Below are 23192 nucleotides of genomic sequence, written 5' to 3' on the forward strand. Positions count from 1 at the left end.
AAGAGCCTTGTGACTAGCCTGCGGTCAGCGAAAGGAAACCGCGTGCCCAGACCCGGATCAAAAAGACAGCGCAAAGGACCACGGGGCGGCGCGCCCCGCGTGCCCTATATTGATCGCCGCCTGGGTACGCTCAATATCCTCAGCGAAGAGGGGCTTTGCCTGATCGAACGCAATGCCGATCAGATCCTGCACCAGACTGGCATGGAATTCCGCGACGACCCTGAAATTCTGCAGATCTTTCGCGATGCGGGCTGCGAAGTTGACGGTGAACGGGTGCGCTTCGCCCCCGGTTTCTGCCGCCGCATGATAACCGACACCGCACCGTCGACGTTTCGTCAACACGCGCGCAACCCCGCAAACACGGTGCAGATCGGCGGCAGCGCGTCGGTCCTCTGCCCGTCCTGGGGGCCGCCCTTCGTGCATGATCTGGACCGCGGCAGGCGCTACGCCACCTACCAGGATTTTATCCAGCTTGTCCGTCTGCATCACACCATTCCCTGGCTGCACCATTCTGGCGGTGTCGTGTGCGAGCCGGTCGACCTGCCCGCCAACAAGCGTCATCTCGACATGCTCTATGCCCATATCCGGTGGTCGGACCGTTGCTTCATGGGGGCGTTCATCGGCGAAGAGCGCGCGACCCACGCCCTGGAGATCGCGCGGATCGTCTTTGGTGCGGAATATGTGGCCGAGAACCCGGTGCTTTACTGCGTGTCGAACACCAATGCGCCGCTGGTGATGGATGCGCACATGTCGGGCTCGCTCAAGGTCAATGCGCGCGCCGGGCAGCCGGTGGCCTGCACGCCCTGGGTGCTGACCGGCGCGATGAGCCCCTGCACCGTGGCGGGAACCCTGGCGCAGGTCCTGGCCGAAACCATGGCGGCGATGACGCTGACGCAACTGATAAATCCCGGCACACCCTGCCTGATGGGGTCGTTCGCCTCGACCATGTCGATGCAATCGGGCGCCCCGACCTTTGGTACACCCGAGGCCGGGCAGATGGTACTGGCGGCGGGGCAGCTTGCGCGCCGGCTGGACGTGCCGCTGCATACGGTGGGGGCACTGTCGGCGTCGAAGCTGCCGGATGCGCAGAGCCAGCAAGAAGGCACCTGGGGGCTGATGATGGCACTGTTCGCCGGTGCCAATGTCATCAACCACGCAACCGGCTGGCTGGAAGGCGGACTTGTCACCGGGTTCGAGAAGACCGTGATCGACGCCGATCTCTGCGGCAAGCTCTGCCGGTTTTTCGATGGCATCGACCTGAGCGAAAACGCCCAGGCCATGTCGGCGATTGCCAGTACAGGGCCCGGTGCACATTTTCTGGGGTCCGACCATACGCAGGCGAATTTTCTGACCGCACTCTTTCGGCCTGAAACCCCCGACAACGATTCCTTTGAACAATGGGCGGCGGGCGGCGGTCTGGACACGGCGCAGCGGGCCAACAGACTCTGGAAGGAACGGCTGGAGAGCTACGTTGATCCGGGGCTTGATCCGGCGACGGACGAAGAATTGCAGGACTACATCGCGCGCCGAAAGGCGGAAACACCGGACAGGGATTATTTCTGATGGGCCGCACGATCATCATCGGCGGCGGCGTCATCGGGCTGAGCCTTGCCTATCATCTGGCGAAACGCGGAGCCGCCGACCTGCTGGTCCTGGAGCGTAATCAGCTGACCAGCGGCACCAGTTGGCACGCGGCGGGCATCGTCGGGCCGCTGCGGGCGACGCCGAACATGACCCGGCTGGCGATGTATGCGACCGAGTTGTTCCCGCACCTCGAGGATGAAACCGGCCTGTCCACGGGCTATCGCCGCACCGGCGGGTATTGGCTTGCGCGGCGGCCCGAGCGGATGGATGAGCTGCACCGCATCGCGGCCCTGGGGCGGCATCTGGGGCTGACCCCCAAGGTCATGCGCGCAGATCAGGTTGATCTGCCGCTGCTGGACCTCAGCGCCCATGCCGGGGCGATGCATGTGGCCGAGGATGCAAATGTGAATCCGGTCGACCTGTGCATGGCCTATGCCCGTGCGGCCAAGGCACGTGGCGTCGAGATCCGCGAAGGCGTGGACGTTGCAGAGATCACGAGTGCGGGACAGAAAGCCACCGGTGTCAGGCTGATCGACGGCACCGTGATCGAAGCGGATCAGGTGGCGATTTGCGCCGGGGCCTGGTCGAAACCGCTGGCCGAGAAGCTGGGGATCGCGCTGCCCCTGCAGGCGGTCGAGCACATGTACATCGTCACCGATCCCATCCCCGACCTACCCACCCCGATGCCGGTGATCCGCGACATGGATACCGGCATCTATCTCAAGGGCGATGCGGGCAGGCTGGTCATCGGCGGCTTCGAGCCGGATGCCAAATGCTGGGATGCTTTCGGACCCGAAGGCAGCCGCCCGTTTCTGGAACTGCCCGAGGATTGGGAGCAGTTCACGCCGTTCATGCAGGCAGCGCTGGATCTTTGCCCGGTCCTGCAGACCACGGGCATCCAGCATTTCATGAACGGCCCCGAAAGCTTCACCCATGATACGCGGCCACTGATCGGCGCGGCGCCGGCGGCGGATAACGTCTTTGTCGCGACGGGGATGAATTCCGTTGGCGTGATGTCCTCGGCCGGGATCGGGCGCGCGCTGGCCGACTGGATGGTGGACGGTGTCGCGCCGATGGACCTGTGGGAGGTCGATATCGCCCGGGCCGATCCGGCAGCGGCGACGCCCGAGCACATGCGCGCACGGATGCAGGAGGCGGTTGCGGATCTGATGGCGATGCACTGGCCCTACAAGCAGCCGCAGGCCGGGCGCGGGCTGCGATGTTCCGCGCTGCACGGTCGCTGGGCGGCGCAGGGCGCGGTGTTCGGGCTGACCGCCGGATGGGAGCGCGGGCTCTGGTACGACAAGGGCGCGGTGGAACGGGCTTTGCCCTATTCGGTCGCCGCGCAGCCCTGGCAACCCATCGTCGAACGCGAGGCCGCACATATGCAATCCGGCGCGGTCCTGGTTGATCTGTCGCCCTTTGCCAAGTTCGACATCCGCGGCCCGGGGGCCACGGGTTTTCTGAACCACATCGCCTGCGCGCAGATGGATGTGCCGGTCGGCAGGGCCGTCTATGCGCAACTGCTGAATGCCCGCGGCGGTATCGAGGCCGACGTGACTGTCACGCGGCGGGGGCGGGATCACTTTCGCCTGACATCTGGTGCGGCGACACGTTGGCGGGACGCAGCCTTGCTGCGGCGTTCCGGCGTTGGTCATGACGTGGCAATCACGGATGTGACGGAAAGCGAGGCGGTGATCGGCGTCATGGGAGCCGGCGCGCGCGATCTGCTGACCAGGCTGTCCCCTGATGATTTCGCGGAATTTCCCTTCGCGACCTGCCGCGACATCCGGATTGCCGGGGTTGCCTGCACCGCAACGCGCCTGAGTTTCGTGGGCGAACGTGGATGGGAGCTGGGAATCGCCGCGCCGGAGGCAGGACGGGTCTTTGACGCGCTGTCTGCGGCCGGGGCGCAGCCGATGGGCCATTACGCGGTCGATGCCTGCCGGATCGAGAAAGGTTTCATGCATTGGGGCCACGATATCGGGCCCGAGGTCACGCCGCTGGAGGCCGGGCTGGATTTCACCATCGACTGGCGCAAGGATTTTCACGGCAAGGCGGCGCTGCTGGCGCAACGCGAGGCCCTGACCCGGCGCCTTTACCTGTTCGAGGTGGGCGGCGCGGCCCTGCTGCTGCATGATGAACCGATATGGGAAGGCAAGCGCGTGGTCGGTCTGACCACCTCGGGGGCGCGGGGGGCACGGACGGGCAAGAACCTGTGCTTCGGGCTGATCCGGACCGCCCCTGACGCGACCCGGACCGAGACCGCACAACGCCGGTTCGAGATCGAGGTGGCGGGGCAGCGCCATCCAGCATGGGTGCTGACCGAAGCGCCGTTCGATCCCAAGGGAGAAAGGATGCGCGCATGAACCGGGTTCAGGCCCTGATCATCGGCGGCGGGGCGATGGGCGTTTCGCTGCTCTATCACCTGACCAAGGCGGGATGGACCGACGTGGTGCTGGTCGAGAAGAACGACCTGACACATGGTTCCACCTGGCACGCGGCGGGGCTTTGCACCCATTTCGCCCATAACGCCACGATCCAGGAGCTGCGCGCGACCTCGGTGCGTCTTTACCGGGATGTCCTGCCGCAAGAGACCGGGCAGAGCTGCGGCTTTCATCTGACGGGCGCGATGCGGATCACCCGAAACCCCGACCGGATGGACGAGTTTCGTCATGTGAAGGGATTGTCGGATTTCACCGGCTATCCGCTTGAAATCCTCACGCCCGAGCGTATTGCCGAACTGCACCCGCTGGCACAGCTTGACGGGTTGTTGGGGGGCATCTTCGAGCCCGATGACGGCCATGTCGACCCGACCCTTGCCACCAACGCGATGGCGCAAATGGCCCAGAAGGGCGGCGCCGCCATCCAGCGGTTCAATCCGGTGCAGGCGATCCGGCGCGAGGCCGGGCATTGGGTGGTCGAGACTGCAAAGGGGGTGATCAGCGCGCAGCATATCGTCAACGCCGCCGGCACCTGGGGTTGGGAAATCGGGCGGATGATGGCGCTGAACATCCCGTCGGTGCCGGTGCTGCATCAATACCTGGTCACGGACAGGATTCCCGAAATCGCCGGCCGGCAATCGGCCCACCTGCCAGAGCTGCCGATCATCCGCGACCCTGAAGAAAGCTGGTACGTCCGGCAGGAACGTGACGGGCTGATCCTGGGCCCATACGAGAAACAGGCGCAGGTCTGGTCCGTTGATGGTGTGCCGCCCGGGTTTGGCGCCGACCTGATGCCAGCCGATCTCGACCGCGTCGAACATATCATCGAGGCTGCGATGGCGCGTATCCCGGCGCTCGGCCATGGTGGCGTCAAGACGGTCGTGAACGGGCCGATCACCTTCACCCCCGATGCCAATCCCCTGATCGGTCCCGCCCACGGGCTGGAAAATGCCTGGCTGCTGACCGGCTCCAGCATGGGCGTAATGGAGGGCGGCGGCGCGGGCTGGTTCCTGGCCCACTGGATGACTCACGGCGCCCCGCCAATGGACGCGCTTGCGGTGGATAGCCGCCGGTTCGGTGCATGGGCCGACCGTAGCTATCGCATTGACAAGGCGGTTGAATGTTTCGGCCTGCAATTCGGCGTTCACTATCCTTTCGAAGAGCGGCCGGCCGCCCGGCGCAAGCGGCTGTCGCCCTTGCATGACCTGATGCTGGAGCGCGGCGCGGTGATGGGGGCGGCGCATGGGTGGGAGCGACCGAACTGGTTCTCGGACCGTCAGGGCGATACCGCGATACACAGTTTTCGCCGGGCAAACTGGTTCGACGCGGTTGCGCACGAGGTCGAAACCGTGACCAATGCCGTGGCCCTTGCCGATCTGTCGGTCTTCTCCAAGTTCGACGTCACCGGGCCGGACGCGCGCGCGTTCGCCGATACGCTAGGCGCGAACCGGGCGCCGGCGACCGGGCGGATCGGGCTGATCCATGCGCTGACGCCGGCAGGCGGAGTCCTGTCGGAATTCACCGTAACGATCTTGTCGGACAGCCATGTCTACCTGACCTCCGCCGCCGCGGCGGAAGAGATGGATCTGGACCTCTTGCAGGCTCGTGCGGGCGGTCATGACGTGACGATCACCAACCAGACGGACGCTTTGGCGGTGATCGGCGTAATGGGGCCTCACGCGCGCGACCTTCTGGCGGGTCTGACCGATCTGGGTGAGAGCTTTCGCTGGCTCTGCGCCCGTGACATCGACATCGCCGGCCACCAGGTTCGCGCGCTTCGGGTCTCTTACCTCGGGGAATTGGGGTGGGAGCTGCACCTGCCCAACGCTGCCGCGCGCGCGGTTTTCCTGGCGCTGGAAAAAGCCGGTGAGGCATGGGGTGTCGGGTATTACGGGGCGTTCGCCGCCAACGCCATGCGGCTGGAAAAGGGCTACCGCGCCTGGGGCGCCGACCTGACGACCGAACGCACGCCGCGCGAATGCGGTGTCGGGCATCTGGTGCAGGCCGACGGGCGCGACTTTACCGGGCGCGCGGTGATGACCGCCCGAGACCGGGCAAGTCAGTGGCGCTCGGTCCTGCTGGAGATCCGGGGCGGCGCGGTCGATCCCTTCTACGCGCATCCCGTGTATCAAGGTCTGCGCGTCATCGGCATCGTCACCTCTGGCGGTTTCGGCCACAGAACCGGCAAGCAACTGGCGCTGGCGCTGTTGCGCGCGCCGCCTTTGACAGGCGATCTCAGCGTTGAAATCCTTGGGCAGCGGTATCGTGCGGATATTCTGCCCACGCCACCCTTTGATCCCGAAAACCTGCGCCTCAGGGCGTGACCCGACAAGGAACCAATCGCATGACCACTCACCCGCCCCTGCATACCTCCTGGCAGATCGACGAAATCGCGCAGCTGCGCGACACCCACTACGCCGCCAGCCAGCGCAAATTCGTGCCCTTCACCGAACCGATGATCTTCAGGAAAGGGGCGATGCAATATCTCTGGGATGCCGAGGGGCGCAAATATATCGACCTTCTGGGGATGAATGTCTGCATCTCGGTCGGCCATGCGCATCCTACTGTCGTGGCGGCGGCCACCGCCCAGGCGCAGGAACTGACCCATTGCACAACCATGTTCTACCACCCTACGCCCGCGCATCTGGCGCAGGAACTGGCCGCGACGATGCCCGCGGGGCATGACTGGGTGGTGCATTTCACCAACTCGGGCGCCGAGGCGGTTGACCTGGCCCTGACCATGGCACGGACCTATACCGGCAACCTGGACATGCTGGCGCTCAGATCCGCCTATCATGGGCCGACCGCGGCGGCCCAATCGGTGACCGGGATCAGCGGATGGCGGCATCCGGGCATGCCCGGCAACGTGGCCTTCGTGCCCGAACCCAACCAGTATCGCGGCATTTTCGGCGAGAACGCGGGCGCGGCGCCCTACCTGGACGAGATTGACCGCGCCCTGACATTCGAAACCTCTGGCCGCGTGGCCGGGATCATCGTCGAAAGCGTGCAGGGCTATGGCGGCATCATCGAGATGCCCGCGGGCTACCTTTCCGGCGCGGCCGAGCGGGTGCGTGCGTCAGGCGGGCTCTATATCGCGGATGAGGTGCAATCAGGTTTTGGCCGCACTGGCGATCACATGTGGGGTTTCGAGGCCGACGGGGTTGTCCCCGACATCGTTGTGATGGCCAAGGGGATCGGCAATGGCTTTCCCCTTGGCGCCGTGGTGACCCGCGCCGAAATCGCCGCGCCCATGGCCGAGAAGTTCATGTTCCATACCTACGGCGCCAACCCGACCAGCTGCGCGGCGGGAAGGGCCGTGCTGCAGGTGATCCGCGAGGATGATGTGATGGGAAATGCCCGCGCGGTCGGTGCGGCGCTGCTGGAACGGCTGAAAGATCTGCAATCACGTCACTTGCCGATCGGAGATGTCCGTGGCCGCGGGCTGATGCTGGCCATCGAAATGGTCAGGGACCGCGCCACCAAGGAACCCGATCCCGGCATCACCGCGGCGGTCTTCGAGGCCACGCGGAAAAGCGGGCTGATCCTGTCGAAATCCGGCGCTTTTCAGTCCTGCCTCAGGATGGTACCGCCGATGTGCCTGAGCCTGGAGGACGTCGACCGGGTTGCCGAAGGACTGGACCGCGCTTTTGCCGAAGCGGTGCGATAAATCCCGACAAATTGAGCTGTTAAGCGTGCCGTAACACATGATCTGCTAGAGCTTTTCCCGGGTGAGTAATATAGGTGGTGAGAATGAGCGCGCAGGCAAATGTGGCGCCAGTCATCATCAAGAAGAAAAAGGTCGTCGGCGGCGATGGGCATCATGGCGGTGCCTGGAAGGTTGCCTATGCCGACTTCGTGACGGCGATGATGGCCTTTTTCCTGTTGATGTGGCTGCTGAACGCGACAACTGAGAAACAACGCAAGGGTCTGGCTGACTATTTCAGCCCGTCGATTCCGATCAGCCGGGTTTCCGGCGGCGGTGAAGGTGATTTCGGCGGTGAAAGCGTGTTTGCCGAAGATACGTTGCCGCAAAACGGGACTGGCGCGACCAGCTACCGCACCACTGAATCCAGGGAATCCCGCGGGCAGATGGGTGTGTCCGACAAGGGCGCGGATGGCAACGAAAAGGATGCGGCGGCGTTCAAGAAGCTCGAAGACACGTTGCTGGGCCGTGCCGGCGAAAGCACCGTGTCCGAAGCTTTGAAACGCCACATCGTGACCCGCGTGACCGACGAGGGGCTGGTGGTGGAGATTTTCGACCTGGAGAACGCGCCCTTGTTTGCAAAAGGCACGGATGAACCGAGTCAGGTCATGCGGGATCTGGCCGACTTGCTGGGCTCTGCCGGCAGGATCGTCGAAAACGGTATCGCGGTCGAAGGCCATACACGGTCCGAACCGATCACATTGGCGACCAACCCCGTCTGGGATCTGTCCACGGCGCGCGCCAACCGCGTTCGCCTGATGTTGCAGGGTGCGCAGGTGCCGGCAGCACAGATGCAGCGCGTGACCGGCCATGCCGACCGCGAACCGGCGCTCAGCAACCCGATGGCGATTCGGAACAACCGGCTGGAGGTGATCTTTCTCAGGTCCGACAAATAAGTGGAAATACAGCGCATTTTATTTGTTAGCACGCTGTTAAACGGACGGCCTTACATCTGTACCCCGAAATCAGTTGGTGCAGCAGAAAGGCGTATCCATGACAATTTCTTCTTCGTTGAATGCCGGTGTCGCGGGTCTTGGCGCGAATGCAACCCGGCTTGCAGCCATTTCGGACAATATCTCGAATTCCGCCACATACGGCTACAAGCGGGTTGAAGCGGATTTTCAGTCGCTTGTCATCTCGTCGAACGGTGGCAACTATTCCGCTGGCGGGGTTCGATCGACCACGCAACGCCTGGTGGATGAACGCGGTTCGATCGTGTCCACCTCGAACCCCACCGACCTGGCAGTTCGCGGGCGCGGGATGTTGCCCGTTGCGCGCGCCAGCCAGGTTGACGCAGGCAATACGCAGATGCAGCTGACCACAACAGGTTCCTTTCGCACCGATGCCGAGGGGCGCCTGGTGACGAAATCCGGCCTGGTTCTGCTGGGATGGCCGGCCAATCCGGACGGTACGATTCCCTCCTTTCCCCGCGATACCGCCGACGGGCTGGAGCCGGTTCAGATCAACGTGAACCAGCTGACCGGCGAACCGACGACGCAAATCAACATGGGCGTGAACCTGCCGGCCACCGAAACCGAGGCTGGCGCCGCGGGTGCGTCGCAACTGCTGTCCGTCGAGTATTTCGACAATCTGGGTAAATCCGAAAACATTTCGGTGAGTTTCACGCCGACGGTACCCGCCACGGGGACGTCCAATGAATGGACAATGACCTTGACCGATTCCGCGCAGGGCGGCGCAACAATCGGGGAATACACCCTGACATTTGACGATTCGCGCACCTCGGGCGGGACGCTTCTGAGCGTGGCGACCGTATCGGGTGGTGCATATGACCCGGTAACGGGCAGCTTTGTCGTCAATGTGGATGGCGGGCCGATGGAAATAAATATCGGTGAACTTGGCGCGACGGACGGCCTGACCCAGCTCTCGGACAGCTTTGCACCGCTGTCGATTTCAAAGGACGGATCGCCCGTGGGGAACATGACCTCGGCGCAGGTTGACGAAAACGGCTTTGTCCGGGCCTCGTTCGATACCGGCGTCACCCGTGTCATCTATCAGGTGCCCCTGGTCGATGTGCCCAACCCCAACGGCATGTTCGCGCTGGATCAGCAGACTTATATTCCATCACCCGAAAGCGGCACGTTCTTCCTGTGGAATGCCGGCGACGGTCCAACAGGTGATATCGTCGCCTTCGCCCGTGAGGAATCCGCCACGGACGTGGCTGGCGAACTGACCGACATGATTCAGACCCAGCGTGCCTATTCGTCGAATGCCAAGGTCATCCAGACAGTCGATGAAATGCTGCAGGAAACCACGAATATCAAACGCTGATCTTTGCGGCGTTCGCGCCGGTCGCACACCAGTTAAACAAGAGGTTCGAGTATGAGTATCTCAAGCGCCCTGTCGAACGCCGTCAGCGGATTGAACGCAAGTGCACGCGCGGCCGGCGTGGTTTCGTCCAACCTGGCCAACGCCCTGACCCCGGGCTATGGCCTTCGCGCCCTGGAACAGGTGTCACAATCAAGCGGTAACCGCGGGGGTGTGTCGGTTGTCGGCATCACACGCAACGTCGATCAGGCCATTCTGGGTGATCGGCGGCTGTCGGATGCTCAGGTCGCCAATGGCGAAACCCGCGCGGAATTCGTGGCTCAGCTGGAACGAATTGTCGGCCACCCGGATGAGGGGTCGTCTCTTTCGGCGCGGATCGCGGCCTTTGACGCAAGCCTGGTCGCCGCCGCCAGCAAGCCCGAAGCCACGGAATGGCTGCAGGCCGCCGTTCTGCGGGCGGGCGAGCTGGCGGATACGCTGAACGCGATCTCGGCTGAAATCCAGACCCGCCGTACCAACGCGGATAGCGACATCGAATTGACCGTGAATGCGGTCAACACGACACTCAGCCAGATTCAATCTCTCAACGCGCAGATCACGACAGCCGCCAAGGGGGGCAACTCCATCGCGGCGCTGCAGGACCAGCGGCAGCTGGCAATCGATCAACTGGCACAATACGTCCCCGTTCGACAGGTCCCCCGTGACAACGGAGCGGTCGCGCTTTTCACACCTGGCGGGGCGATCCTGTTGGACGGCTCGGCCGCCACGCTCGATTTCGCGGCGACAAACATCGTCGCACCGCATATGACATTGGGGGCGGGCCTCGTCTCTGGTCTCACCATCAACGGCATCAGTGTGCCGCCTTCGGGGCCAAACAGCCCGATCGCCGGGGGCAGGCTCTCTGCGCTTTTCGAAATTCGCGATGAGCTGGGCGTGGATGCCAATACCCAGGTCGACGCCCTCGCACGCGACCTGATCGAACGGTTTCAGGCCACCGGCCTGGACGCGACCCGGGCACCCGGCGATCCGGGCCTGTTCACCGATGGCGGTGCGTTGTTCGATCCGGTGAATGAAGTTGGCATCGCGGGTCGCATCGCGGTGAACTCCGCGGTGGATCCCGAAAATGGCGGTGATCTTTGGAAGTTGCGGGACGGATTGGGGGCGGCCACGCCGGGCCCGGCAGGCAACGGGGCTCTGCTGCAGGATTGGCAGCAGGCGCTCGCTCAGAGCGGCTCGCTCGCGTCGGGCAATCTCGGGGTGACATCACGCTCGCTTGCCGGCCATTCGGCCAGTTTCACGTCGCGCATCGGGCAGGACCGGCTGACGCTGGAACAGGACATCAGTTTTGCCGCAGCACGCCAAAGCGAGTTGGTCAGCCTTGAACTGCAGAATGGCGTCGATACGGATGCCGAAATGCAGCGCCTGCTTCTGGTCGAACAGAGTTACGCCGCGAATGCGCGGATGATCCAGACAATCGACGAAATGATGCAAGCCCTGCTGAGGATATAACTCATGAAACTGCAATCCATCGGTGACCTGGCGCAAACCTTCAAACTGCGTCAACAAAACGTCCAGCTGAAACAGCAGATGGCGCGCCTGACAGAAGAACTGGCCAGCGGACGGGCAGCGGATCTGACCCGCCAGCTGTCTGGCAATTTCGGTCATCTCAGCGATATCGAGCATGATCTGGTTGTGCTGCAAAGCTACCGCTATGCTGCAAATGACGCCGGTACGGCGACCACGGTCATGCAGGCCGCGCTTGAGACGGTTCAGTCCCGCACCGCGGATCTGGGCGAAACCGCTGTCATCGCCAATACGACCACCGGGGGCGTTACGCTCGACACGATCGCATTTGAAGGCCGCGGTGTACTTGAAACCATCGTCTCTGCGATGAACACCGAGATTGGCGGGCGTTCGCTGTTCAGTGGTACCGATATCGAAGCGACGCCCCTGGCCTCCGCCGAAACCCTGCTGGCCGAGGTGCGCATAGCCGCGGCCGGGGCGACAACCGCATCGGATGTGATCACCGTGCTGGACAACTTTTTCGATACGCCGGGCGGCGGGTTCGAGACCCTGATTTATCAGGGCGGAACAACGTTTCTTTCGCCATTCCAGTTGGGCGAAGGCGAATCTGTCAGGCTGGATCTACGGGCCGATGACCCCGCCATCCGCAACGCTCTGAAAAACACCGTGATGGCGGCGCTGGTGGATGACACGGCGATTGCGCTCAACGATGCGGAGCGAATCCAGCTGGCTCAGCAATCGGGCGAAAGGTTGATCACATCGCAAGATGAAGTGATCGGCATCAGGTCCAAGCTCGGTTTCGCGCAACAAAGGATCGAGCAAGCCTCAACGCGAATTGCCTCAGAAGTCAGCAGCCTGCAATTTGCCCGAAACGGCCTGGTGTCGGTCGACAAGTTTCAAACAGCGACCGAGTTGGAGAGCGTCCAGATTCAGCTTGAAACGCTTTATACCCTGACCGCGCGGGCATCGCGCTTTAGCCTGGTGAATTTCCTGTCATGAAACAAATCCTCGGTATCCTGATCCGCTTCATTGCCGTCCTTGCACTGGCCGCACCCGCATCAGCAGGCCCGATTCGCCTCAAGGACCTGGTTGAATTCGATGGTGTTCGTGGCAACGACCTGGTCGGTTACGGTCTTGTTGTCGGCCTGAACGGTACAGGCGACGGCATCCGGAATGCGCCCTTCACCGAAGAGATCATGTCGAACATCCTTGAGCGCCTTGGTGTCAACATCACTGGAGAGCAGTTTCGCCCAAAGAACGTGGCCGCGGTGTTCGTGACCGCGAGCCTGCCACCCTTTGCGCGCGCGGGCGGTCAGATAGACGTAACCGTGTCGGCGATCGGTGACGCAAAGAGCCTGTTGGGCGGCACGTTGGTCATGACGCCCCTCAACGCCGCCGATGGTCAGATCTACGCCGTTGCACAGGGCACGATTGTCGCCGGTGGCGTTGCGGCCGAAGGCGAGGCCGGCGGCGTGGTTCAGGGCGTACCCACCTCGGGTGTTATCCCTGCGGGCGCCCGCGTGGAACGAGAGATCGACTTCGACTTTGCGTCGCTGGACACGATGCGGCTGGCCCTTCGGGAACCCGATTTCACGACCGCGGCGCGGATCGAGGCCGCGATCAACGCCTCGTTCGGCCGCCCTGTCGCAATCATGCTCGATTCCGGTACCGTGCGCCTGGACATTGACCGTACACAGGCCCGTTCCCCCGCCCATGCCCTGGGGAGGATCGAGAACATTCTGGTCGAGCCCGAAAGAAAGGCCCGGGTCGTTGTCGATCAACGTTCGGGTACGATTGTCATGGGTGAGGATGTTCGCATTTCGCGCGTGGCCGTGTCCCAGGGGAACCTGACTCTTCGGGTAGAGGAAACACCGATCGTCGTGCAACCCAACCCGTTTGCCGACGGGGAAACCATTGTCGTTCCGCGCACGAATGCCGTAATCGAGGAAGAGCCCGGCACGGGCCTCGCGGAGGTTACCGAAGGCACCTCACTGTCGGAGGTCATCGCCGGCCTCAATGCGCTTGGCGTTTCCCCCAGGGACATGATCGACATCCTGAAAAGCATCAAGGCGGCTGGTGCTCTGCATGCTGAATTTGTCGTGAGATGAGGTAGCATCAGGTAGGCCAGCATCGTCATTTGGTCAGTCGGCGGTGGACATCGGCTCGCCTACGTGGCGCACATCCAATAGGCCGACGGCACGAAACTTGACCTATGTTCAGCAGGTCAACTTGCCCACATATCTGTTTTCACTGTCGTTCGTGGCGGATGGCAGATAGCGACAGATAAACCAGCCTTCCCCTACGGGCCCGCAATTGCGACGATGCACATCCTCCGCCAGGCGCTTTGCGGCCGCGATGTTCCGGTTTAGCAGATGAGTTCAAGCTGGACCGCTACCCGCTACCCGCGGTTCGAGCGGATCGCTGCCGTGCGAGCAACCGAGAGGCGGTTCCTTGGGGTATCATGTTGATATCCCGCACTTACCCGCCCAAAAAGATCGCAGATCGCAGATCGTAGATTGCCGCTTCGGCGCGGCCTGTCAGGTGAAGGCCAAAGTCAGAAATACCCGCGAACCAGGCTATCGGCGATCAGCCGCCAGCCATCCGCGATCACGAAGAACGCCAGTTTGAAAGGCAAAGAGACGATTGCTGGCGGAACCATCATCATCCCCATGGACATCAAGACGGCCGCCACGACCAGATCGATGATGAGAAACGGAAGGAATACCAAAAATCCGATCTGGAAAGCACGTGAGATCTCGGAGAGCAGAAAACTAGGTACAAGTACCGACAACGGTGCGTCCGGCCCCGCCTGAATGCTGGCGGCGTCCGGCCTCAGCGCCGCCATGGATGAAAACGTTTCGGCGTCAACCCGTGCCGCCATGAAGGTCCGAAATGGGCCCAATGCCCTGTCAATCGCCGTTTCCACCGGGATCGTCTCGTTCAGGAGCGGCGCGATCCCTTCGACCCAGGCCGCATTGAATACCGGCTCCATTACGAAATAGGTCAGGAACAGTGCCAGGCTGACGATCAGCATGTTGGGCGGTGACTGTTGCAACCCGATGCCCTGACGCAGGATCGACAGAACGGTCACGATAAACGGAAAGCAGGTGATCATGATCGCCAATCCGGGAGCCAGGCTCAGAACCGTGATCAGCGCGATCAGCTGCAACGTCCGGGCTGACAGCGACCCGTCGTCTCCCAGGGAGATCGACAGTTCCTGCGCCGCCGCCCGATCCGAGAAAAGAAACAGGGCGAGAGTGCCGAGACCCAGAATGAAGAATAAACGCCGGCTCATCCCAGCCCGTCTTGCAAGTCGGCGACTTCGGTCAGGCGGACGGCCAGTTGTCCTTGCTGATCTCCTTCAAGTTCTTCCAGTTCGCCACGCGCGATGAGGCGCTCTCCGACATAGAGTTCCACCGCGTCATCGACCCGTTTGTCCAAAGGCAATACCGCGTCCTTGCCCAGCTTCAGCAGGTCGCGGATCAAGGGTCGCGCCTTGCCGACCGAGATGGTGATTTCAATCGGGACCGCGGAAAACGGGTTTGTCAGTTCCGCTGTGGGCCGGGCCGGTGTAGACGCATCATCCATTATGCAACATCCTTTTCATTCTCTTCAAAAAAGCCGGTTACCGCCCGATCAATTTCGGCCAGAACCTCTGACAGGTTGATTTCGCGTTCAGCGTTGCCAATCCGGAGAGTGACCTGACCGTCTCCGAGCGAAGGCTCGTTTTCGACCGTCACCGGTAGGGGCAAATCAGAGCTCAGCAGTTCCTCGACCGCCGCACTGTTCGATGGCGCCGTCACGATCTGGACAGGCTGCTGGCCATGTTCTTTGGCCAGCTCAAACAGCATCTCCGAAATCCGGGATCCGAGAGTTGCCTGGGCCGCGTGCGGCAAGACGGCATCGACCATCCCGCGCAACAAGGGTTCAAGCGATTCAAGTATGCCTGCATAGGCTTCCTGGTAGGTGAACGAGAGTTCACGCAGGCTCTGAGAAAGATCTGCTGAAACATGCGTCGAATTCTTGGACTGCGCCTTGACGCAATCGTCCCACCCGGCCTGGTACCCGCTTTCGAATGCTTCGAGCCGCTGTTCTTCGAGGCTGACATCCGTCAACGCGACCGGTGATCCGGGTTTGAAATCGCTGTAATCCTCCAGAAGGTGCGAGATAGACATCAAGCATTCTCCTCTTCGCCTTCAAGCCAGCTGCGCAGGATCTCGACCGTTTCTTCCTGCCGTTCGCCGATCAGGCCGCGCAGACGTTCGACCGGGTCCACTGGATCCCCGGTGCCCAGTGCGGGCAACACCTCTCCTGCATTTGCGGAATCAGCGCCGCCGCCGGAAATGACGGGAATGTCTGCACCGTCGAAATTGTCCTCGGCAATCTCACCGGTGAGGGCCTGGACAGCATCCGCCGACTCAGCCGATGACGGCGCGGGAATGGCGGGTTCCGGCGCGGACAATTGCCCGGCAGCGGCCGGCGGCTTGCTCAGCAGGGGCCGGACGACGAAGAGACCGAGCACGATGGCGACGATGCCCAGCACCACGGCCTGGATGATCGACATGACATCCAGCCCGAGGCTGGCAAACATGGACGGCTCGGATACTGTTCCGGCGGGCGCGATCGTTTCGAACTGCATGGTCTTGAGGGTGATGACGTCCCCGCGGGCCTCATCGAATCCGACCGCCGAAGAGACCAGCTCGCGCAGCGCGCTCAGTTCTTCATCTGATCGCGGCTGGTACACCTGGGCACCGGTATCGTCGACGCCGGTGGTGCCATTAACCAGCACGGCAACCGTGACTCGCTTGATGGCGCCGGGAACGTTGGTGATTTCCCGCTCGGTCGCGGACACTTCGTAATTTACGCGTTCGCGCGTTTCGCTTGTCTGGCTGGAAGACGAATCACCACCCGCGGCGTCACCGTCCGGCAGATTGGACGCGACGGTCACATCGCCGCCACCCTGATCCGAGGCGGAATTGGACCGTTCCTCGGTATCCGTGCTGATGGCAACACGGCTCTGCGGATCAATCTCGCGTTGGCGAATGGATTCGGTTTGAGTGACCGTGTCGACGCTGATTTCAACGACCGCATTGCCGGGACCGACGCGCGCCTCAAGCAGCCTCTGAACGCGCTGCCGCATGGCGTCGGCGCGGTCTTCTGACGTGTTTTCGGGGGCTTCTTCCGCAGCACCGACCAGGTTACCGGAACCGTCGATCACGGACACTTCTTCGGGTGTCAGGCCGGTAACCGCAGCTGCCACCAGGAATTTCAGCGCCCGCGCATGTTTGGCCGAGATGCCGCCGCCGGTCGTCGTGACCGAGACCGACGCCGATGGCCGGGTATTCCTTTGAAACGGGTTCGTGCCGATATTGGCGATATGCACCCGCGCGGAAGTAACAGCGGGATGCGACACGATCGTGCGGGCAAGCTCGCCTTCCTTGGCGCGCCAATACGCTGCGTCGAACATCTGGGAGGTGGTGCCGAAACCCGAGAGATTGTCCAGCAACTCATAGCCTTTGCTGGAGTTCGCGGGTAACCCTTCGCTTGCCAGCGTCATGCGCAATTCGTCCCGACGGGCCGCTTCCACGAAAATTGACCCGCCTCTGACATCATAAGCAACACCGCGCTGTTCAAGCGCAGTCACCACATCGCCCGCCGCACCGTTTTCCAGGCCGGAATACAGCAATGTCAGGCTGGGAGCGGACGCCATGCGCGTCAGAGAGAGTACGGCACCAAACATGGCGAGTGTCGCGACAACAACAATCACGCGACGCTGTATGTCCATAGCTGACCAGATATTCACGATCTGCTGCAATTTCTTTGCCTCCTGATCCACGGCTTTCTGCCGAACGGTGTCGTCATGTTTCGCTGATCAGGCTTAACAATCGGTTAGTTCCTGCCGGTCTATATTGCCGACATCGAAACTTGCAGGGACGCATCATGGCCGAAGCAGAAGAAAGCGCGGAAGAATTGCCGAAGAAGAAGTCCAAGCTGCCATTGATTCTGGGGCTTGTGTTGGCGATCGCGGGGGGCGGGGGCGGATTCTATGCCGTCCAGTCCGGGATGTTGTTTGCGGGCGAATCACACGACGAGGCAGAGGTTCATGAAGAGGAGCCCGAGGTGCCCGACATGCCGGATGTCGCCTTTGTTCCGATTGATCCGCTAGTCATTTCGCTGGGCCAGGGCAGCAATAGCAGCCACCTCCGGTTTCGCGCCCAGCTTGAAGTGGGCAGCGCCCATCGGAGCGAGGTCGAGAAGCTGATGCCACGTGTTGTCGATGTCCTGAACAGCTACCTGCGCGCGCTGGAGCCGGCCGATCTTGAAGGCAACTCCATTTTGGTACGGCTGCGTGCTCAGATGCTGCGCCGTATCCAGATCGTGACCGGCGCGAGTCGTGTCAATGACTTGCTGATCATGGAATTTGTACTGAACTGAGGGACCATCATGGAAATGATTGCGGATATTCTTCTTGTTGCCGGCGCGCTTGGTGCCGGGTTTTACTGCTACATCCTGGCGCGCCGCCTGAGCCGTTTCAATGACTTGGAAAACGGTGTCGGCGGGGCGGTGGCCGTGCTGTCCGCACAGGTGGACGACCTGACAAAAACGTTGGTTGCGGCGCAAAACACAGCCAGTTCGTCAACCGATTCACTGGGTGAACTGACCGACCGTGCCGAAGGGGTTGCCAAACGTCTTGAGCTGCTTGTCGCCTCCATGCACGACCTCCCCGATACGCAAGCCGCACCTGCCCAGTCACCGGCAGCGACGCCGCAGCCGCAACCCCCGGCCGAGGAAGAGAACCCGGCGGGCCCTGTATTCAAGCGCCATAATGATGCGGCATAGGAGGGGATGAGGTGACTAAACGCAGGAATCGGAAACCGCGCAGACGCAAGGCACCTGGCCGGGGTTCCCTGGTCACAATTTCAGCTCTCCTGATCGGTTCGGCGATGATTCGGGTGGGCGATGATGCGGGTCAGGCCTTTGCCAAGGTTTCAAATGAATCTGAGCTCTCGCAAACCGATGCCATGGCAAGCCGTGAAAAGGGTAAATCGCCCGAGGAACTGCAAGCCATGCTGGAGGCCTTTCGCGAGCGCGAAGCCCGGATCGCCCAACAGGAGGTCGCGCTTCAAGACAGGATGCAGGCACTGAAATTTGCCAGCCGCGAGATTGATCGCAAACTTGCCGAACTTACTGCCGCCGAAGAAGCTCTGCGAGAGACAATCGCGCTGGCGGACACCGCGGCTGAAAGTGATCTGGACCGGCTGACACGTGTATATGAAAGCATGAAACCCAAGCAGGCCGCGGCGCTGTTCGAGGAGATGGATCCCGAGTTTGCCGCGGGATTTCTGGGGCGGATGCGGCCCGAGGCCGCTGCCGCCGTCATGGCAGGGCTAAGCCCGGAGGCGGCGCATAGTTTCAGTGTCGTTCTGGCAGGCCGAAACGCTAACGTTCCTACGGAATAATCCCGAAGACTCAAGGTTTCTTAACCCCGCGATGGCAGGGTGTGGATGACACTTTGGGCTGGAGACTCAGATGATCGGTATTGTTGGTATCCTGGTTATTTTCGCAATGGTTTTCGGCGGCTATCTTGCGGCCGGCGGCAAGCTGGGGATCATTCTGAAAGCCCTGCCGTTCGAGCTGATGATGATCGGCGGCGCCGCCGTGGGGGCTTTCCTGATCAGCAATGACATGCCAGCCGTCAAACACACGATCAAGGATATCGGCAAGGTCTTCAAGGGCCCCAAATGGAAGCATGAGGATTACCGCGATCTGCTTTGCCTCCTGTTCGAACTGATCCGTCTGGCGCGGCAGAACCCGGTCGCCATCGAAGAACATGTGGAAGACCCGGATAGCTCTTCGATCTTCTCGAAATACCCGAAAATCCTGTCGGATGGTGAGGCGGTATCGCTTATCAGCGACACGCTGCGATCGGCCTCGATGAATTACGACGATCCGCACCAGGTAGAAGAAGTCCTGGAAAAGCGGATGGATGCCAACATGCACCATGCTCTGCATTCCAGCCACGCGCTGCAAACCATGGCAGATGGCCTTCCCGCGCTTGGCATTGTGGCCGCTGTTCTGGGTGTTATCAAGACGATGGCGTCCATCGACCAACCCCCTGAAATTCTGGGCAAGATGATTGGTGGCGCATTGGTGGGAACCTTCCTGGGAGTATTCCTTTCCTATGGTCTCGTCGGCCCGTTTGCCGGCAAGGTAAAGGCCGTTGTGGAAGAGGATGCGCATTTCTATCAGTTGATTCGCGAGGTCCTGGTGGCCAATTTGCACAACCATGCCACCAATATCTGTATTGAAGTCGGCCGGCAAAATACGCCCTCGCATTGCCGTCCCTCGTTCAACGATCTGGAAGAAGCGTTGAAGACTGTGAAACAGGGTGCCGCCTGATGCGCTCTTTGGTGCTGGCATTCTGCGGTCTTGTCTGGGCGCTTTCGGCAAATGCTCAACCGGTCGAGGTACGCTCCGGACAACATGACGGCTTCATCCGGCTGATCGTGGATCTGCCGGAGCGCGTCGCCGTCAATATCGAGAATTGGCACGAAGAAGCCCATGTCACGTTTCCCGGCCAAGAGCTGACATTCGACACATCCCGGATTTTTCGACGCATCTCGCGCGACCAGGTAGCCGATGTAACGTCGGGAAAGGAGCTGACGGATTTGCGTATCAAGCTGGATTGCCAATGCGAGGTGACTTCGTTCTGGCACGGCAAGTCTCTTCTTGTACTTGATGTCAGAGAAACCGCGACAGTCTTTCCATCGGTCGTCGCTGCCCAGGGACCGCGCTTGAACGAAGTTGCCGACGCAATCGCTGCGCAAAAGAAGTCTGACGCAACTGCGACGCAGCGTGTGACTTTTCCACAGGGCGGAAGCTCGCATGCCGCCTCTCTTGCCAAGTCTCGTTTGCGGATGGGACCTGACTCCGAGAGCGATGCCGCAGAAGCAACACAATCAGCAGCCGGATCACCGGAAGAGGCTGAGATTAGCCTTGACCCAGAAACGCGGGACCACCTGGCCAGACAGCTGGGCAGGGCGGTCAATCAAGGCCTGATTTCGCCACGCCCCTCAATCACGGCACGATCAGAGGCGGCGCCCGCGACGGAACCACCTGAAGAAAAACCTTCAGATTCGTCAGGTGCGCCACAACCGGCGGAGCATCTTCATTTGCATGCGCAAAGCAGCATAGATAGAGATTTCCTGGCGATCATCGAGGCGGGCGCAAAGGGAATCTCCGCACAGTCTTGCATCAGCGAAGATGCGCTTGACCTCGTTTCGTGGGGTTCCGACAAGCCATTTGCGCACCAGGTTGGAGAATTGCGAAAGGAGCTGACCGGCGAATTTGACCGATTGAATGTGGAGGCAGTCATCCGCTTGGCGCGGCTCTATCTGTTCTTCGGGTTCGATGTCGAAGCGCGTCAAACACTGGCACTGGTAGACGAAGAATCGGACGCGATCGTTGCCTTGTCTGAGCTGGCCGAGGTGATGGAAAATGGCCATGCGCAACCTGGTTCGAAATTGTCCTCGCAACTGCACTGCGAGGGTCCGGCGGCACTTTGGTCCATCCTCGCGCTTGAAACGCTTCCGCCCGACGCGCAGATCAACAAGGATGCTGCCTTGCGCGTTTTTGATGCCTTGCCAAAGCATCTTCGTAGTCACCTGGGCCCGCATTTTTCGCGGCGCCTGCTGGACTATGGCGACCAGGCCTCGGCGGACAAGGTTCTGCAAATTCTCAATCGTACCGAAGAGACACGGACGGCCGGCGCACAACTGGTCGAGGCGGAGATTGACCTCGTCGAAGGTGAAAACGCACAGGCAACAGAAACCATGGCGGCAGTTGTCGAAACCAATTCGGAACCGTCCGCACAGGCATTGATTGGCCTTATAGATACCAAGATAAGATCACAGGAAGCCGTCTCGTTTGACCATGCCGTTCTTGCCGGAGCCTATCTGCAGCAAAACCGTGGCAGCGAACTGGAAGGCGAACTGGCGCGTGTCTACCTGACCGGCTTGGCGGCATCCGGCGCATTCGAGCAATCCTATGAAGAACGTGAGAGACTGGATCCGGCACTGTCGTTGAAATTGAAAGGCATCGTGGATTCCGAAATGCTCAATCAGCTCACGAAGTTGGCCGATGATATCACGTTTCTAGAGCACGTATTTGAGGATCACGCGACGGATCACGCAAGAATTGACCCCAAGATCGCAAACACCACAGCCGCAAGGTTGTTGGAGATCGGGTTTGCCGAAGTGGCCCGTCCATTCGTCGCGCGGCATCTGGCCGGGAAACCTGGTCGTGAACGGATGATGCTGCGTGCAAGAATCGCGATAATGGAGGGCCGACCTCACCAGGTCGAAGCAGAGCTGCTGAGCGTTGAAGGTGCGGATGCCGATCTGCTGCGCGCCAAGGCCCGCAGCATGGTCGGTGACCACCTTGCCGCCGCGGATTTCTTTGTGGCGACCGGCGACACCGAGCAGTCCCGGCGCCAGGCATGGTTGGCGGAGGATTGGAACCGGCTGCTTGAGGCTGAAGATCCGGCGCTTTCAAGCAGCGCAGCACTCGCTCTCTTGGGCGATGGTGACCCTCGTGATTCGGATTCTGAAACCACCCAGCTGTCAGATCGCATACTGTCCCGAAATCGCGGGCTTATACAGCAAAGTTCGGCAGCCCGGGAAACCATTCAGCAGGTATTGGAAGCGCATCCGCTGCCCGGTTCGGAATAGTGCCGGTGTCGGTTTTTTCGCGCATCCCGCAGAGAGTTACCGAATCTAAAGAATGCGCAAATAGGGTCACTTCATTGGCAACAGAACGTGCCGATCGGAGAGCGAATGAACCTGCGCGCGACCTTATCCTTGCTCTATCAGGTGGCATCCATTGAGATGCCATCAATTTGTTCGTCAATGTCCCTGGCGCGATCAGCGCGCCGTATTGCATCGCGCGCTGGCGCAGGCATCGCGGGATTAATTCTCGCCACCGCATTCGCTCATGCGTCGACGGGTGAGGTCTGCGATAACGCCGCCCGCCGCGCGGCTGCGGAACACGGCGTCCCCTTCCCCGTTCTGTGGTCGATCACGCGCACCGAGACAGGGCGGTCGCGAAACGGCAAGCTGTCTCCCTGGCCCTGGACTGTCAACATGGAAGGCAAGGGAAAATGGTTTGAGACCAGACACGCGGCCCGCGCTTACGTTGAACAAGAGTTCGGGCGCGGGGCGCGTAGCTTTGACGTGGGGTGCTTTCAGCTAAATTACAAATGGCACGGTGCGTCTTTTCGATCCATCGACCAGATGTTTGATCCAATTGAAAACGCCCGTTATGCGGCGGCGTTCCTGGCGCGTCTCTACCGGGAAAGTGGTGACTGGTCGATCGCGGCCGGTGCCTATCACTCTCGCACGCCGGAATATTCCCGAATTTACCGTGCGCGTTTCGACCGGATCTATGCGAAATTCGACCCAGCCGATCGAAACATGCCGGTGCCGGCCGCAACCGGGCGACAGCACGTTCCGGAAACATCCCGCAAGCGGGTGAATTCCTACCCTCTGTTGACCTATGTCGACGCGCCCGGGCGCAACGGATCGCTCGTGCCGTTACAGACCGGCGGATCGCAAGCCCTGATCGTCATACCCGGACTGGCGGAGGAGTCCTGA

19 protein-coding genes are annotated in these 23192 nt (G+C 61.4%); 15 read left to right on the forward strand and 4 right to left on the reverse strand.

Annotation, left to right across the window (positions count from 1 at the left end):
• Nucleotides 1-42 precede the first annotated feature (42 nt).
• The 9 genes from AAFO92_RS00945 (at nucleotide 43) to AAFO92_RS00985 (ending at nucleotide 13649) form a co-directional block, all read left to right on the forward strand.
• On the forward strand, nucleotides 43-1563 hold the full coding sequence (locus tag AAFO92_RS00945) for a trimethylamine methyltransferase family protein (RefSeq protein WP_347532566.1): 1521 nt from the start codon (nucleotides 43-45) through the stop codon (nucleotides 1561-1563).
• Nucleotides 1563-3953 (forward strand): FAD-dependent oxidoreductase, encoded by a 2391-nt coding sequence (locus tag AAFO92_RS00950; protein ID WP_347532568.1) that lies wholly within the window; start codon nucleotides 1563-1565, stop codon nucleotides 3951-3953. Before AAFO92_RS00945 ends, AAFO92_RS00950 begins: the two co-directional genes overlap by 1 nt.
• The gene (locus tag AAFO92_RS00955; protein ID WP_347532569.1) at nucleotides 3950-6352 is read left to right on the forward strand and encodes an FAD-dependent oxidoreductase; all 2403 of its coding nucleotides are present in this window, start codon (nucleotides 3950-3952) and stop codon (nucleotides 6350-6352) included. Before AAFO92_RS00950 ends, AAFO92_RS00955 begins: the two co-directional genes overlap by 4 nt.
• Before the next feature lie 20 nt (nucleotides 6353-6372).
• Complete coding sequence (locus AAFO92_RS00960) at nucleotides 6373-7695, forward strand: aspartate aminotransferase family protein (protein ID WP_347532570.1); 1323 nt, start codon at nucleotides 6373-6375, stop codon at nucleotides 7693-7695.
• An 83-nt stretch (nucleotides 7696-7778) separates the two neighbouring features.
• Nucleotides 7779-8627 carry a flagellar motor protein MotB gene (locus AAFO92_RS00965; protein ID WP_347532572.1) on the forward strand — a complete coding sequence of 283 codons (849 nt, stop codon included), beginning with the start codon at nucleotides 7779-7781 and terminating at the stop codon, nucleotides 8625-8627.
• Between the two features lie 97 nt (nucleotides 8628-8724).
• Entirely contained in the window at nucleotides 8725-10020 is a 1296-nt protein-coding gene (locus tag AAFO92_RS00970) for a flagellar hook-basal body complex protein (RefSeq protein ID WP_347532573.1), read from the forward strand.
• Nucleotides 10021-10071: 51 nt separating this feature from the next.
• Nucleotides 10072-11526, forward strand: coding sequence for a flagellar hook-associated protein FlgK (flgK, locus tag AAFO92_RS00975; RefSeq protein WP_347532575.1), 1455 nt, complete (start codon nucleotides 10072-10074; stop codon nucleotides 11524-11526).
• 3 nt (nucleotides 11527-11529) lie between these two features.
• Nucleotides 11530-12540, forward strand: a complete 1011-nt coding sequence (locus AAFO92_RS00980) for a flagellin (RefSeq protein ID WP_347532576.1) — start codon at nucleotides 11530-11532, stop codon at nucleotides 12538-12540.
• The gene (locus AAFO92_RS00985) at nucleotides 12537-13649 is read left to right on the forward strand and encodes a flagellar basal body P-ring protein FlgI (protein ID WP_347532578.1); all 1113 of its coding nucleotides are present in this window, start codon (nucleotides 12537-12539) and stop codon (nucleotides 13647-13649) included. Before AAFO92_RS00980 ends, AAFO92_RS00985 begins: the two co-directional genes overlap by 4 nt.
• Nucleotides 13650-14095: 446 nt before the next feature.
• Here the strand turns inward: AAFO92_RS00985 and fliP are convergent, their stop codons facing one another.
• Genes fliP through fliF form a run of 4 tightly spaced genes read right to left on the reverse strand, consistent with a single transcriptional unit; the run spans nucleotide 14096 to nucleotide 17356 of the window.
• A complete protein-coding gene (gene fliP, locus AAFO92_RS00990; RefSeq protein WP_347532580.1) occupies nucleotides 14096-14836 on the reverse strand; it encodes a flagellar type III secretion system pore protein FliP in 741 nt (246 codons plus the stop codon).
• A complete protein-coding gene (locus AAFO92_RS00995; protein ID WP_347532581.1) occupies nucleotides 14833-15129 on the reverse strand; it encodes a FliM/FliN family flagellar motor C-terminal domain-containing protein in 297 nt (98 codons plus the stop codon). Before AAFO92_RS00995 ends, fliP begins: the two co-directional genes overlap by 4 nt.
• Complete coding sequence (locus AAFO92_RS01000; RefSeq protein WP_347532582.1) at nucleotides 15129-15716, reverse strand: flagellar biosynthesis protein; 588 nt, start codon at nucleotides 15714-15716, stop codon at nucleotides 15129-15131. The genes AAFO92_RS00995 and AAFO92_RS01000 overlap by 1 nt, the downstream gene beginning before the upstream one ends.
• Nucleotides 15716-17356, reverse strand: coding sequence for a flagellar basal-body MS-ring/collar protein FliF (gene fliF / locus AAFO92_RS01005; RefSeq protein ID WP_347532583.1), 1641 nt, complete (start codon nucleotides 17354-17356; stop codon nucleotides 15716-15718). Before fliF ends, AAFO92_RS01000 begins: the two co-directional genes overlap by 1 nt.
• 125 nt (nucleotides 17357-17481) lie before the next feature.
• Here fliF and AAFO92_RS01010 point away from each other — a divergent pair, with 125 nt between their 5' ends.
• The 6 genes from AAFO92_RS01010 to AAFO92_RS01035 all read left to right on the forward strand — a co-directional run bounded on the left by AAFO92_RS01010 (nucleotide 17482) and on the right by AAFO92_RS01035 (nucleotide 23192).
• A complete protein-coding gene (locus AAFO92_RS01010; RefSeq protein WP_347532584.1) occupies nucleotides 17482-17976 on the forward strand; it encodes a flagellar basal body-associated FliL family protein in 495 nt (164 codons plus the stop codon).
• 9 nt (nucleotides 17977-17985) lie between these two features.
• The gene (locus tag AAFO92_RS01015; RefSeq protein ID WP_347532586.1) at nucleotides 17986-18381 is read left to right on the forward strand and encodes a hypothetical protein; all 396 of its coding nucleotides are present in this window, start codon (nucleotides 17986-17988) and stop codon (nucleotides 18379-18381) included.
• 104 nt (nucleotides 18382-18485) lie between these two features.
• Entirely contained in the window at nucleotides 18486-19001 is a 516-nt protein-coding gene (locus tag AAFO92_RS01020; RefSeq protein ID WP_347532587.1) for a hypothetical protein, read from the forward strand.
• A gap of 70 nt (nucleotides 19002-19071) precedes the next feature.
• Nucleotides 19072-19941 carry a flagellar motor stator protein MotA gene (gene motA / locus AAFO92_RS01025; protein ID WP_347532589.1) on the forward strand — a complete coding sequence of 290 codons (870 nt, stop codon included), beginning with the start codon at nucleotides 19072-19074 and terminating at the stop codon, nucleotides 19939-19941.
• Entirely contained in the window at nucleotides 19941-22271 is a 2331-nt protein-coding gene (locus AAFO92_RS01030; protein WP_347532591.1) for a hypothetical protein, read from the forward strand. Before motA ends, AAFO92_RS01030 begins: the two co-directional genes overlap by 1 nt.
• Before the next feature lie 105 nt (nucleotides 22272-22376).
• Nucleotides 22377-23192: a transglycosylase SLT domain-containing protein gene (locus tag AAFO92_RS01035; RefSeq protein ID WP_347532593.1), complete on the forward strand. Its 816-nt coding sequence runs from the start codon at nucleotides 22377-22379 to the stop codon at nucleotides 23190-23192.

The sequence above is a fragment of the Roseovarius sp. CAU 1744 genome, from assembly GCF_039839345.1.
Taxonomy (GTDB): Bacteria; Pseudomonadota; Alphaproteobacteria; order Rhodobacterales; family Rhodobacteraceae; genus Roseovarius.

Bases quoted from the DNA above. Each gene is read 5' to 3' on its own strand.
- flgK (WP_347532575.1), top strand. From the start codon at position 10,072: ATGAGTATCTCAAGCGCCCTGTCGAACGCCGTCAGCGGATTGAACGCA.
- motA (WP_347532589.1), top strand. From the start codon at position 19,072: ATGATCGGTATTGTTGGTATCCTGGTTATTTTCGCAATGGTTTTCGGC.
- AAFO92_RS01035 (WP_347532593.1), top strand. From the start codon at position 22,377: ATGAACCTGCGCGCGACCTTATCCTTGCTCTATCAGGTGGCATCCATT.
- AAFO92_RS00965 (WP_347532572.1), top strand. From the start codon at position 7,779: ATGAGCGCGCAGGCAAATGTGGCGCCAGTCATCATCAAGAAGAAAAAG.
- AAFO92_RS00955 (WP_347532569.1), top strand. From the start codon at position 3,950: ATGAACCGGGTTCAGGCCCTGATCATCGGCGGCGGGGCGATGGGCGTT.
- AAFO92_RS01000 (WP_347532582.1), bottom strand. From the start codon at position 15,716: ATGTCTATCTCGCACCTTCTGGAGGATTACAGCGATTTCAAACCCGGA.
- AAFO92_RS00970 (WP_347532573.1), top strand. From the start codon at position 8,725: ATGACAATTTCTTCTTCGTTGAATGCCGGTGTCGCGGGTCTTGGCGCG.
- AAFO92_RS01015 (WP_347532586.1), top strand. From the start codon at position 17,986: ATGGAAATGATTGCGGATATTCTTCTTGTTGCCGGCGCGCTTGGTGCC.
- fliP (WP_347532580.1), bottom strand. From the start codon at position 14,836: ATGAGCCGGCGTTTATTCTTCATTCTGGGTCTCGGCACTCTCGCCCTG.
- AAFO92_RS00985 (WP_347532578.1), top strand. From the start codon at position 12,537: ATGAAACAAATCCTCGGTATCCTGATCCGCTTCATTGCCGTCCTTGCA.
- AAFO92_RS01020 (WP_347532587.1), top strand. From the start codon at position 18,486: ATGATTCGGGTGGGCGATGATGCGGGTCAGGCCTTTGCCAAGGTTTCA.
- AAFO92_RS00980 (WP_347532576.1), top strand. From the start codon at position 11,530: ATGAAACTGCAATCCATCGGTGACCTGGCGCAAACCTTCAAACTGCGT.
- AAFO92_RS00960 (WP_347532570.1), top strand. From the start codon at position 6,373: ATGACCACTCACCCGCCCCTGCATACCTCCTGGCAGATCGACGAAATC.
- AAFO92_RS01010 (WP_347532584.1), top strand. From the start codon at position 17,482: ATGGCCGAAGCAGAAGAAAGCGCGGAAGAATTGCCGAAGAAGAAGTCC.
- AAFO92_RS00995 (WP_347532581.1), bottom strand. From the start codon at position 15,129: ATGGATGATGCGTCTACACCGGCCCGGCCCACAGCGGAACTGACAAAC.
- AAFO92_RS01030 (WP_347532591.1), top strand. From the start codon at position 19,941: ATGCGCTCTTTGGTGCTGGCATTCTGCGGTCTTGTCTGGGCGCTTTCG.
- AAFO92_RS00950 (WP_347532568.1), top strand. From the start codon at position 1,563: ATGGGCCGCACGATCATCATCGGCGGCGGCGTCATCGGGCTGAGCCTT.